Origin of the sequence: Dehalogenimonas alkenigignens (assembly GCF_001466665.1) — a bacterium.
In the GTDB taxonomy this organism is placed as follows: domain Bacteria; phylum Chloroflexota; class Dehalococcoidia; order Dehalococcoidales; family Dehalococcoidaceae; genus Dehalogenimonas; species Dehalogenimonas alkenigignens.
Genome location: NZ_KQ758903.1, coordinates 1,471,686 through 1,483,247, shown reverse-complemented (window position 1 = coordinate 1,483,247; position 11,562 = coordinate 1,471,686). Strand labels below are relative to the sequence as shown.

Here is an 11,562-nt window from a genome sequence, read left to right as displayed (position 1 = left end):
GCCCGTTCGTGGTTAGCTTGTCGAACCGTGACGGGTCGGCCAACACCTGGTCATTTGTGGAAAGATGAATGTGAGACTGGATGCACCAGTTGCTACCTGGAAACTGAGCTACTGGTAAGCCTGCCGAACCATTCGTTGCAAAGAACTTCGAGGCCGGGCATCGGCGATTTCCTGAACAGGTCGGCGTGGAGTTCGGTGACCGAGACGCAGTCATCTTCGATAGCTTTGATATCGGTGCCGGCGGCGGCTTCGGAATCCAGTTTGCGGCGCATCAGCCAGTAGAACTCGCGGCGGCCGTCGTGGCCTTCCTTGACGGTGTCGATGTGGGTCTTGTGGGCCAGGTGACAGAGCCTGACGCCTTTGATCCGATCAAGCGGTATGTCCGGGGCATTGACGTTCAGGAAAATATCGCCGGAAAGGCGGCCGGCGGCAATGTCGGCGGCGATGATGGCCGCCAGGCGGGCCGGGGTCTCGTGGTTGTTCGACTCGATGTTGAAGGTGGACACGGCGACGGCCGGGATGTTTCTCAGATACGCCTGCAGCGCCGCGCCGACGGTGCCTGATATCAGGACGTCGTCGCCGACATTTGGGCCGTTATTGATGCCGGAGACCACCAGGCCGACCGGCTTCTCCATTACCCGTTCCAGTCCCAGGATCACCGCGTCGCCGGGAAGTCCCTCGGTGGCCCAGCACTCGATGCCGCCGATATGCGAGGCCACTTTACCGACGCGCAGCGGGTGGCGCAGGGTCAGCGAGGTGCCGGTGGCGCTTTGCTCCCGGTCCGGCGCGACAATGGTAACCTGGCCTATGGCGTCGAGATGGCTGGCCAGCGTCCACAGCCCGGCGGAATGGATGCCGTCGTCGTTGGAGATGAGTATTTTCACGGGAGGTTAGGATAACACATCGGCACCAAAGGGTAAACCATGCCGTGGCGGTGAAAGCCGCCGAACCGTTATAATTGACCGCTTTGAGAACCTCTGATTTCGACTACCACCTGCCGTCCGAATCTATTGCTCAGACTCCGGCCGAGCCCCGCGACAGTTCGCGGCTGCTGGTCCTCGACCGCCTTTCCGGAGCTATCCAGCACCGCCGGTTTATGGACATCATCGATTACCTGCAACCTGGCGACGCCCTGGTCTTCAACGACTCCCGGGTGATTCCCGCCCGGCTGTTCGGCCGTAAAAAAGATACCGGCGCCCGCGTCGAGGCGCTGCTCCTCCTGCGCCGCGCCCCCGGAGAGTGGCAGGCGCTCATCAAACCGGCCAGACGCCTGGGTATCGGAGCCGTGGTTGAGCTTTACGACAGGTCGGGCATTGCCGCCGGAGCCACTCTGGAACTGCTGGATAAAGCCGAGGACGGCACCGCGACCGTCCGGATATCCGATGAGACCCGCCTGGACGAACTGGGCATCTTGGCGCTGCCGCCATATATCCGGCATCAGTTATCCGGATCGGAGGCGGAGCGTTATCAGACTGTCTACAGCCGGGTGGCGGGTTCGGTCGCCGCGCCGACAGCCGGGCTGCATTTCACGCCGTCACTCCTGGCCGCTATCGAGGCCAAAGGAGTGAAACTTCTTTTCGTGACCCTGCACATCGGGCTGGATACCTTCCGCCCTGTCAAGGAAGAAGACCCCTCGAAACACCCCATCCATAGGGAGTACGCCGTATTGCCGCCGGAAACGGCCGCCGCCATTACTGAGGTAAAGGCTTCCGGGGGGCGGGTTTTCGGCGTCGGCACCTCCGCGGTGCGGACTTTGGAGTGGGCGGCCGGACAAAACGGCCTGCCGCTGAAACCTTTCGAGGGCTGGGTGGAACTGTTCATCCTACCCGGTTTCGAGTTCCGGGTGGTTGACCGGCTGGTGACCAATTTCCACCTGCCGCGGGGTACGCCGCTGATGCTGGCCGCGGCTTTCACCGGCTGGGACAGCTTGAAAGCAGCCTACGACACCGCCGTCGCCGGGAAGTACCGTTTTTACAGCTTCGGCGACGGCATGCTGATTATTTAGCCGCCAGGCAAAAAAAGGCCGACCTTTTAGGTCGGTCTTTTTTTCTGCTGGAAGATTATTCCCACTTGAAAAAACGGACGGTCAGGAACATGCATGCCGCCAGCCAGGCAACCATGACGGCAATGTCTATGCCCATAGAATACAGCGGCGGCGAATTTACCATCACCTGCCTGAAAGCGTCGCCGAGGTAAGTCAGCGGCAAGGCGGTGATTACCGGCCGGATAAAATCAGGCATCATTTCCACCGGCCAGAAGACGCCGGACAGGAACATCATCGGAAATGAAATCAGGTTGACGATAGGCGTCGCGCCTTCGACGGTTTTGACTCTGGCTCCGACTACGTAACCCAGAGCGATGAACAGCAGAGTCCCCAGCATGACCAGCCCGATGAGCAAGAACCAGTTGCCCAGGACCGGCACGCCGAAGACGGCATAGGCAACGCCGATGATTATCGCCGCCTGTATGACGGCAATCCCCAGGCGGAAGATCAACTGGCTGGCAACGACGACGCCGCGGGTCAGCGGCGTCACGCCAAGTCGTTTCAGCACCTTCTTTTCGCGCCATTCCACCAGGGGCAGTACACCGAACAGGCCGCTTTGCATGATGGACATCGCCAGGATGCCGGGGACGAAGAAATCGATGAAACTGAGGTTGGCTGCCAGGATGGACTCTTCAGTCAGGGTTAATACCACCGGCGCCTGGGTGATCTGGCGGTTGAATTCATCCACCAGCTGCCGGAGCACCGGAATGATGACTTGCCCTGTCGTGGTCTGGGACGGGTCGTGATAAAGGGTGATCGCCGCGGCGGCGCCGGAACCAATCGTCGCATCCAATCCGGCTGGAATGACCACCACCGCGGCCAGGTCGCCGCTCTTCAGGGAATCCAGAGTCGTCTCCAAATCGCCTTCGGTGATGGTGAAAATAGGCACGTTGTGCAGGGCTTCGCTGATGTGAACGGCGGTGGTTGAATCATCCTGCCGCACCACTCCGATGTTGTAGTTGACCATATTGTCGCCGCCGAAAACCATGCCGAAAAGGAAAATGAAAATCAGCGGGAAAGCGAAAGTGAAGAAGACCGCGGTTTTGTCCCGCATGAATTGTTTGAAATTGGCTACCAGGAGCTTGTTGAAAGCGGTCATTCTCTGATTTTCCTCCCGGTGAGTTTCAGGAATACGTCCTCCAGGGATGCCTCTCGCACGCGGAGGTCTTTGAGTGAGGAGGTGATGCCCCGGCTTTCGGCGTACTTGAGGGTCGCGGACATGGTGGCCGGGATATCGTCGGAATAGATGACGATTTCGTTCAGGTCAGAAGCAACGCTGGTGGCTCCTGGAAACGCCAGCAATTCCTCCGTTTCCGGTCTGGGTTCGAGTTCAAATTGAACAGCTTTATCCCGGAAATTGGCGTTGATCAAACCCCGCGGCGTGTCCAGGGCGATGATCTTGCCATGATCAATGATGGCGATGCGGTCGCACAGCCGCTCTGCCTCTTCCATGTAATGGGTCGTTAAAAAGATCGTTTTCCCCTTGGCTCTCATATCTTCGATTACCTGCCACATGCCGCGCCTCACCTGCGGGTCGAGGCCTGTCGTCGGCTCATCCAGAAAGGCAATCTCCGGATCGTTGACCAGCGCCATGGCCACCGAAAGGCGCTGCAGCTGGCCGCCTGAGAGGTTTTTTACCACCACTTTCCGGCTTTCGGTCAATGACAGCATTGACAGGAGTTCGTCTATAGGCAGCGAACGGTCGTAAAAGCCGGCAAAAACATCCAGCAGTTCCTCGACCGTGAGTGATGGCATCAGGGACGGCGTCTGCAGTTGCGCCCCTATCCGCTGTTTGATCGCCATCGAAGCGTGCTCCGAGTCCATGCCCAGCACGGTCACCGTGCCGGAATCAGCCCTACGAAGCCCTTCGATAATTTCCACGGTTGTTGTCTTGCCGGCGCCGTTCGGGCCGAGCATGCCGAAAACTTCACCGCGCTGGACCTCGAAACTGATGCCGTCCACGGCCCGAATCGGGCCGTAGACCTTGACCAGGTTTTCAACTTTGATAACCACGCTAGCTCCTTTGCAGGTCGGTCGGCCGTTTGCGTTCAGGATACAAAACGGGGTTATTATAACACGCGATTTAATCGAGGAATATAGCCTTTTGGGTAGACATATACTGGTCTGATGTCTATAATTTGGAGCCGTGACCGGCCGCTTTGACCTCAGGCTTTTGTATTCCCGTGAGGATATCGCCGCCGTGGTGCGCGCGCTAGCGAAGCGTATTGCCGCTGATTACGCCGGGAAAGATCTGCTGGTCGTCGGGGTGCTCAAAGGAGCGGTCATTTTTCTGGCCGACCTCATCCGGGAGCTGACCATTCCGGTGGAGATTGACTTCATCGGACTGTCGTCCTACGGCGATGGAGTAACCTCCTGCGGCGAAGTCGAGGTGACAGCCTTTCCGGCAGCGCCTATCGAGGGCCGCCACGTCCTGGTTGTTGAAGATATCGTTGATACCGGCCTTTGTCTTGACGCCCTGTTGAAGTTCCTCGCCGCCCGCAGCCCGGCCTCGGTCAGGGTGTGCGCCCTGATGGTTAAACCCGCCCGGCATCGGGTCGGGGTCGAGATCGCCTATGCCGGATTCGCCATACCGGACAAGTTCGTGGTGGGCTACGGTCTGGACTTCGCCCAGCGCTACCGCCACCTGCCGCAAATCTACACCCTGGAGGAGGCGCCCGTTGAAGGACAGCTTGCCTCAAACGATTAGCGTTGCCCGCGGCCTGGAGCCGGCCGACCTCCTGTTGAAGAACGCCAGGGTCGTCAATGTCTTTAACGGCGAGATCGAGAAAGCCGCGGTCGCTGTGTGCGACGGCGTTATCGCCGGTATCGGCGATTATTCCCGGGCCAGAGAGGTCATCGACCTCGGCGGCAGGTACCTGCTGCCCGGTTTAATCGACGGCCATACCCATATCGAGTCCTCGATGCTCGATGTCGGCCAGTATGCCCGGGCCGTCGTCGCCCGCGGCACCACCGGCGTGGTCACCGACCTGCACGAACTGACCAATGTTATCGGCCTGGACGGCATCAAGTATATCCTTAAAGCCGCCACAAAGCTGCCGCTGGATATGTACGTTATGGCGCCGTCCTGCGTCCCGGCCACTCACCTGGAGACCTCGGGGGCGGCGGTCGACTCCAGAGAGATCACCCGTCTGCTGAAGCGCGGCGGTATTATCGGCTTGGGTGAGATGATGAATTTCCCCGGCGTTCTCTTCGGCGACGCGGTAGTCCTTGATAAGCTTAAGGCATCGGAAGGTAAGATCATCGATGGTCACGCTCCGGGGCTTTCCGGCCGCGACCTGAACGCCTACATCTCGGCGGGCATCGGCTCGGACCACGAATCCACTCGTTTGGCGGAAGCCCGTGAGAAACTGGCCCGCGGCTTGCGCATCATGATCCGGGAGGGTTCGACGGAGAAGAACCTGGCTGAACTGCTGCCGCTGGTGACCGAAAAGACTTACAAGCGTTGCATGTTTGTCGTTGACGATCGTTCCTGCTCCGATCTCAAACGTGACGGCGATCTGGACGCCGTCGTCCGCAAAGCCATCGCCCTGGGCCTGGACCCGGTGCGGGCCATTCAATTAGCGACGATCAACCCGGCGGAGTACTTCGGCTTGCGGCAGGCCGGGGCCATCGCTCCCGGCTACGCGGCCAACTTCGTCGTCGCCGGCGACCTTAAAGCCTTCGATATCGAACGCGTTTACTTTCGCGGCAAACTCGTCGCCCGGAACGGCGAAGCTTTATTCAAGCCCCGGGGCCGGGCCCCGTCGCGCCTGCGCCGGAGCATGAACGTCGCCCCCTTGGCGGCGACCGACCTCGCCCTGGACCTGTCGCCGGAGACGGTGCCGGTTATCGGGGTCATACCCGGCCAGATTGTCACCCGCTACCTTCGGGAAGCGGTCAAATCAGTGCCGGACTTCGAGCGTGACATCCTTAAAATCGTCGTCGTCGAGCGGCATCGCGCCAGCGGCAATATTGGCAAAGGCCTGGTCAGCGGCTTCGGCCTGTCGCGGGGCGCGCTGGCATCCTCGGTAGCCCACGACTCTCATAACATCGTCTGCGTCGGCGCCTCCGATGATGATATCTGCGCCGCCGTCCAGGCGGTCGTTGGCATAGGCGGCGGGTTGGCCGTGGCCGAAGGAGGCAGAGTCCTGGCGTCGCTGCCGCTGCCCGTTGCCGGCCTGATGTCCTCGGAACCTTTGGATAAAGTCATCCAGGGCTTCGAAGCGGTGGAGGCCGCCGCCCGGGACATCGGCGCCAGGCTGACCGCCCCCTTTGCCGCTCTGTCTTTCTTAGCCTTGCCGGTCATCCCGGAACTCAAGATCACCGATAAGGGCATGGTAGACGTGGCTGCCTTCAAGCTGATCTGATCCAGTGTCAGCCGGAGCCCGGCGAAAAAAGCTCGGATGTCTTAATTAGTATTCAAGAAGGATTCCGCTCATGGTCTACAGACAAGCCAACCGTGATCCAATCTTTGAAAACCGCTTTGACGCCGGCAGGCAGCTGGCCGAGAAGCTCTCCGCTTATAAAAACGAAGCGACGATCGTTTTGGCCATTCCCAACGGCGGCCTGCCGATAGGCCTGCAGGTAGCCCTTGCCCTGGGCGCTGAACTGGATGTCGTTATCTCCCGAAAAATTCCCATCCCGCTGCGGCCGGAAGGCGGCTTCGGCGCCGTGGCTGATGACGGGACGACTATTTTGAACCATGATCTGGTGCGTGACCTGAAATTGACCCCGTCGCAAATCAACTACCAGGTGGCCGGCGTCCGCAACGAAATTCAGAAGCGCAGCATCTTCTATCGGGGAACTCGGCCCCTGTCGGTCGTTACCGGCAAGACGGTCATCATCGTCGATGACGGCCTGGCTTCCGGCTACACCATGATGGCCGCGGTGGAGTCAGTCCGCCGCCGCCGCCCGGCGCGGATTATCGTTGCCGTACCGGTGGCATCGGAATTGGCGGTGCGCAAAGTTGAGAAAGTGGCTGACCGGATTGTGACGGTGGAAACAGCGCTGGTGCCCAAGTTCTATGTTTCCTACTACTACCGCTTTTGGAACACCGTCTCCGACGACGAAGGCCTGAAGTGCCTGAAGGAATGGGAAATGAGGCGGTTCAAAACCAGGGGGTAACGTTTTCCTAAATTTTGTGGGCAACCGCGCCCGTCAGCCGCTTGACCGAACCCTCTTTCAGGTTGTCCAGCTTCAGCCGCCCGATGCGGATGCGCTTTAGTTCCCTGACCTGCTGCCCCACCGCGGCGAACAGCCGCCGCACGATGCGCTTCTTGCCTTCGCGGATGATGATGCGGTAGTTGTAGGGCGGGTGGATGACCGGTTTAACCCTGGCCGGCGCGCTCAGGCCGTCATCGAGTTCGATGCCGGCTTCGATCTGCTCGATCTGCTCGGCCGAAAGCGCTTTGTCGATAGCCACCAGGTATTCCTTTTCCACCTCAAAACGCGGGTGAGTCAGCCGGTAGGCCAGCGCGCCGTCGTTGGTTAAAAGCACCAGCCCGGTGGTATCCTCGTCCAGCCGCCCGACGGGAAACAACTGGTATTTTTTATACTCTTCAGGCAACAAATCGAGCACCGTCTGGCGGCCCTGCTCGTCTTCAGTGGTGGTGATGACGCCGGCGGGCTTGTTAAGCGCCAGGTAGATCTTATGTAGCCTGGCAATGGGGACTTCCCGGCCGTCGAAGACTATTCTGTCGCTGTCCTTGAGCGGCAGGCTGTAGCTCTCGGCAATCGCCTCGTTAACCTTGACCCGCCCCGCTTTGATCGCCTCCGCCAGGTCCCGCCGGGATCCCAGCCCCGCGTCCCGCAGCGTTTTGAGCAGGGTCGGCGGCCCTGAAGCGGATCCTGGGATTTTACCCGCCGGCCGCTTCGGCCGCGGCCCGGATAAACGCCCGCCCGCCCGCCGCTGCGGGGAGAAAGCCTCCACTTTGCTTTGAGGAGCTCGCCGAAGAGGAGAAATAATTTGCCCTGGGCTTGCCGCGCCAGGTCTTAAACCGTCTCGCGCCGGCATCGGGCCGGCCTGCTGCCGCCCCCGGGGTTGGCTATTCTTTTCGCTCCCCGCGCCGGCGGGGAACCCGATATGCCTTTTGGGGGCTGATTCGCGCTTTATGACTCCACCTCCGCCATCAACTCCGCCGCTTTACTCATCAATTCCTTCTTTCTCGCCTCCGATACGCCTTTCATCGCCAGGTACTTATCCAGCGCCTGCAACGGCGTCAGAGATTCATCATGCTCCGCCCCCAGCCGGTTGCGCGCCTGCCGCTCAACCTCGCGGGCGATGCCGAAGTAATAAGCGTCCTTGAGAGCGTTCTTGATCTCGGCTTCCCGCAGCAGGGGAGCGACCGGCTCCGGCATCTTCAACTTCAATTGTACAACAGCCCCGGCAATATCGTCGCTGCGGTTGGTTAACATTTTCAAGACCGATAAAGTCGGATCAAGTTCTCCTTCGTAGAGGGTTTTTTCCAGCGTCAGGAACCGCCGCCCGTCGAGTTTGTGGAAATGGTAGTCGGTATGCTTCCGCCCGCCGTCCTTTGTAAACTCGATGACGTAGAACCCCTTGTCGTCCCTCTCTTCGCCGAAATCCAGCCGCTCCAGGCTGCCGCTGTAAATCACTGGCGGGTTCTGGGTTAGCTCCTGGCGCTTGTGCAGGTGTCCCAAAGCCACGTAATCGAAGGCGGGCAGGGCGATATTACTTAACATAACAGTAGGTTCCGACCCCAGGATGAACTTGCGCTCCGACGCCGTCGCCGCGCCGTCAACCCAGATATGGGCCGCCAGGATCGAAGGCAGCATCGGGTCGAGCGAGTCCGCCATCTGTCGTATCCTGGCCGACATCGCCGCCTCGACTTTGGCCTTGAGCTCTTCGGACGAAAGGTTCTGCCCTTCGCCCTGCGCCTTGCCTTCGAGTGTACTCTTTCTCGGCCATGGCAGCGCCGCCACCTGCAGCAGCCCGGAGGCCGTCTCGATGGTGTGGACCTTCGCCTGGCTGGCGACAGTCACCTTGGGTATCCGTAGCGTGTCGTAGATCTCGGTGGAGGTGGCGCGGCCGGATGTCGCCGGCAGGTCGTGGTTGCCGGTGAGCAGGAACACCGGTATGCCGGCGTCCGCCAGTTTCCGTATGCGGCGGGCAAACTCCCGCTGCTGCGTCTGCGACGGGTCGCGGCTCTTGAACGCGTCGCCGCAGAAGAGCACCAGGTCAACCTTTTCGGCGATGGCGTAGTCCACCAGCTTGTCAAAGGCGATCAGAAAATCGAGCAAACGTGTATCGAGGCCTGTGGCCGCGTCGGGGCGGCCGTAGGTCTCAACCCCCAGGTGCAGGTCAGCGAAGTGGATAATTCTCATCGTTTTGTCATCCTACGCGAAAGCGGAGGATCCGGGTACCCATACTATTGGGTCTTTTTGAGCAAAGCGAAGAACCTTAATTCCACCCTTCAGGACAGCTCATCTTGAATTTTGCAATTTGGTCATTCGTGCTTGTTTCGTATTTCGATATTCGTGCTTCGGATTGCCGCACCTACTTCCCCTCCCCCTTCAACCTCGGGAACAAATACGCTTTGATCTCCTCTATCGGAATCCGGTCCTGCTTCATGCTGTCGCGCTCGCGCACCGTGACCATCCTGTCGTTGTGGGAATCAAAGTCCACGGTGATGCAGTACGGCGTGCCTATCTCATCCTGCCGCCGGTAGCGCCGGCCGATGCTCTGGGCTTCGTCGTAGGTCACCATCCAGGCTTTGCGCAGGGAGGCGTAGATCTCCTTGGACAGGTTGGCCAGCGGCTCTTTCTTGGACAGGGGAAGGACTGCCGCCTTATACGGCGCCAGGCGCGGGTGCAGCTTCAGGACGGTGCGCGTCTCATCCTTGTCCGGCTCCTCGGTGTAGGCGTCCAGCAGAAAGGCCAGCACCGACCGGTCCACTCCGGCTGAGGGCTCGATGACGTAGGGCGTGAAATGTTCCTTGGTCTCCTCGTCGAAGTATTCCAGGTTCTTGCCGGAGTACTGGGAGTGCTGCTTCAGATCGAAGTCCTGGCGGTTGGCGATGCCCTCAAGCTCGCTCCAGCCCATCGGGAATAGGTACTGGATGTCGGAGCAGGCCTTGGCGTAGTGCGCCAGCTCGTCCTTGCAGTGAGCTCGCATCTGCAGGTTTTCCTTCTTCATGCCCAGGCTGGTGTACCACTCCAGGCGCGCCTTCAGCCAGTGGGCGTGCCATTCCTCGTCGGTGCCGGGCTTTACGAAATACTCCAGTTCCATCTGCTCGAACTCCCGGCTGCGGAAGATGAAGTTGCCGGTGGTGATCTCGTTTCTAAAGCTCTTACCCATCTGGGCGATGCCGAAAGGCAGCTTCTTGCGGGTGGTGTTTAAGACGTTCTCAAAGTTGACGAATATGCCCTGGGCTGTCTCCGGCCGCAGGTAGACCACGGCGGCGGAGTCCTCCACCGGTCCCATGAAGGTCTTGAACATCAAATTGAACTGCCGCGGCTCGGTCAGCTTGCCGCCGCAGGAGGGGCAGACCGCGCCCTCGAAGTCACCCGGCCGCCAGCGCATCTTGCAGCTCAGGCAGTCCTGCATAGGGTCGGAGAAGCCGCCGACGTGGCCGGATGCCTCCCACACCTTCGGGTTCATCAGGATGGAAGCGTCAACGCCCACCACATCGTCGCGCTCCTGGACCATGGACTGCCACCAGGCCTGCTTGACGTTGTTCTTGAGCAGGACGCCCAGCGGCCCATAGTCCCAGCAGCCGCCCGGCGCGCCGTAGATCTCTGATGATTGGAACACGAAGCCGCGCCGGCGGCTCAGGTTGATGATTTTATCCATTTCGACGGGGTTGGTTTGCTCGGCCAAGTGAACGCTCCTTTTCTTGTTTCCTCTCCCCTGCGGGCAGAGGATTAACGGCAGGGGTAACTCTATTCCTTCTTCTTCTCCTCGATAGTGCTGAAACCCTTGTACGCCTGGATGACGATCGGCAGCCCGTAGATGAGTATCAATACGCCGCCGGCAACCAGGACGATCAGGGCGAAAAGCCACAGCGGCATGAGGTGGCCGGCGTTGCCGGCGTAGTACACGGCGTCGACCAGAACGTAAGCCAGGATGAGCTGGATGATGGCCGGCATGTTGCCCATCAGCGTCAGGAGCCGCGTCGGGCTGAACCAGAAGTTGCCCACGTTGTCCCGGAAAAGCTGGACATTGCCCACCGACCGGGTGGCCAGCCAGGCGACGATGACCAGGACGGCCTGGATGCCAATCATCAACATTACCAGCGAAGATTTGGCGATGGCGTCGCCGGACGGCTCGCCGGCGGTATCGAAGCGGTAAAAGACCTCATCCGGTAGCCCGCCGTAGAAGAAAGCCGCCATCGCCGCCGTCAGCAGCAATACCGCCAGCGGCAGGCCGATAAACTTCAGGCGGAACTTGAGCGGCTCCGGGGTTGCGTTCTGTTGGCGGTTTTCCATCGCAGGTTATTCTACCTGAATCAGGCGGGTGTTAAAAGCAGTGCCCCCTTCAGTTTGTCATTCCCGCGGAG

At 60.1% G+C, this 11,562-nt stretch carries 11 protein-coding genes; 4 read left to right on the top strand and 7 right to left on the bottom strand.

Annotated elements, in window-relative coordinates:
- Nucleotides 1-92 precede the first annotated feature (92 nt).
- Nucleotides 93-884, bottom strand: a complete 792-nt coding sequence (gene surE / locus DEALK_RS07735) for a 5'/3'-nucleotidase SurE (RefSeq protein WP_058439662.1) — start codon at nucleotides 882-884, stop codon at nucleotides 93-95.
- Between the two features lie 83 nt (nucleotides 885-967).
- On the opposite strand from surE, the gene queA reads away from it, so the two are divergent.
- Nucleotides 968-2,005 (top strand): tRNA preQ1(34) S-adenosylmethionine ribosyltransferase-isomerase QueA, encoded by a 1,038-nt coding sequence (gene queA / locus DEALK_RS07730; RefSeq protein WP_058440101.1) that lies wholly within the window; start codon nucleotides 968-970, stop codon nucleotides 2,003-2,005.
- Nucleotides 2,006-2,060: 55 nt separating this feature from the next.
- Here the strand turns inward: queA and DEALK_RS07725 are convergent, their stop codons facing one another.
- Complete coding sequence (locus tag DEALK_RS07725; protein ID WP_058439661.1) at nucleotides 2,061-3,143, bottom strand: ABC transporter permease; 1,083 nt, start codon at nucleotides 3,141-3,143, stop codon at nucleotides 2,061-2,063.
- Nucleotides 3,140-4,057, bottom strand: a complete 918-nt coding sequence (locus DEALK_RS07720; protein ID WP_058439660.1) for an ABC transporter ATP-binding protein — start codon at nucleotides 4,055-4,057, stop codon at nucleotides 3,140-3,142. Before DEALK_RS07720 ends, DEALK_RS07725 begins: the two co-directional genes overlap by 4 nt.
- Before the next feature lie 133 nt (nucleotides 4,058-4,190).
- On the opposite strand from DEALK_RS07720, the gene hpt reads away from it, so the two are divergent.
- The 3 genes from hpt (at nucleotide 4,191) to DEALK_RS07705 (ending at nucleotide 7,168) form a co-directional block, all read left to right on the top strand.
- A complete protein-coding gene (gene hpt, locus DEALK_RS07715; RefSeq protein ID WP_058439659.1) occupies nucleotides 4,191-4,751 on the top strand; it encodes a hypoxanthine phosphoribosyltransferase in 561 nt (186 codons plus the stop codon).
- Nucleotides 4,723-6,411: an adenine deaminase gene (ade, locus tag DEALK_RS07710; protein WP_058439658.1), complete on the top strand. Its 1,689-nt coding sequence runs from the start codon at nucleotides 4,723-4,725 to the stop codon at nucleotides 6,409-6,411. Before hpt ends, ade begins: the two co-directional genes overlap by 29 nt.
- Nucleotides 6,412-6,481: 70 nt before the next feature.
- The gene (locus DEALK_RS07705; RefSeq protein WP_058439657.1) at nucleotides 6,482-7,168 is read left to right on the top strand and encodes a phosphoribosyltransferase; all 687 of its coding nucleotides are present in this window, start codon (nucleotides 6,482-6,484) and stop codon (nucleotides 7,166-7,168) included.
- A 7-nt stretch (nucleotides 7,169-7,175) separates the two neighbouring features.
- Here the strand turns inward: DEALK_RS07705 and DEALK_RS07700 are convergent, their stop codons facing one another.
- From DEALK_RS07700 to DEALK_RS07685, 4 genes are all read right to left on the bottom strand, one after another.
- Nucleotides 7,176-7,973 carry a pseudouridine synthase gene (locus DEALK_RS07700; protein WP_244881597.1) on the bottom strand — a complete coding sequence of 266 codons (798 nt, stop codon included), beginning with the start codon at nucleotides 7,971-7,973 and terminating at the stop codon, nucleotides 7,176-7,178.
- Between the two features lie 179 nt (nucleotides 7,974-8,152).
- Nucleotides 8,153-9,388, bottom strand: coding sequence for a metallophosphoesterase family protein (locus DEALK_RS07695; RefSeq protein WP_058439656.1), 1,236 nt, complete (start codon nucleotides 9,386-9,388; stop codon nucleotides 8,153-8,155).
- A 172-nt stretch (nucleotides 9,389-9,560) separates the two neighbouring features.
- Nucleotides 9,561-10,856 (bottom strand): glycine--tRNA ligase, encoded by a 1,296-nt coding sequence (locus DEALK_RS07690; protein ID WP_058440099.1) that lies wholly within the window; start codon nucleotides 10,854-10,856, stop codon nucleotides 9,561-9,563.
- 89 nt (nucleotides 10,857-10,945) lie between these two features.
- Nucleotides 10,946-11,491, bottom strand: coding sequence for an RNA-binding protein (locus DEALK_RS07685; RefSeq protein ID WP_058439655.1), 546 nt, complete (start codon nucleotides 11,489-11,491; stop codon nucleotides 10,946-10,948).
- Nucleotides 11,492-11,562 lie beyond the last annotated feature (71 nt).

What these genes read in the sequence shown, in the direction of transcription:
- DEALK_RS07725 (WP_058439661.1), bottom strand. Translation starts at nt 3,143, where the DNA reads ATGACCGCTTTCAACAAGCTCCTGGTAGCCAATTTCAAACAATTCATG.
- DEALK_RS07705 (WP_058439657.1), top strand. Translation starts at nt 6,482, where the DNA reads ATGGTCTACAGACAAGCCAACCGTGATCCAATCTTTGAAAACCGCTTT.
- DEALK_RS07695 (WP_058439656.1), bottom strand. Translation starts at nt 9,388, where the DNA reads ATGAGAATTATCCACTTCGCTGACCTGCACCTGGGGGTTGAGACCTAC.
- DEALK_RS07690 (WP_058440099.1), bottom strand. Translation starts at nt 10,856, where the DNA reads ATGGATAAAATCATCAACCTGAGCCGCCGGCGCGGCTTCGTGTTCCAA.
- DEALK_RS07685 (WP_058439655.1), bottom strand. Translation starts at nt 11,491, where the DNA reads ATGGAAAACCGCCAACAGAACGCAACCCCGGAGCCGCTCAAGTTCCGC.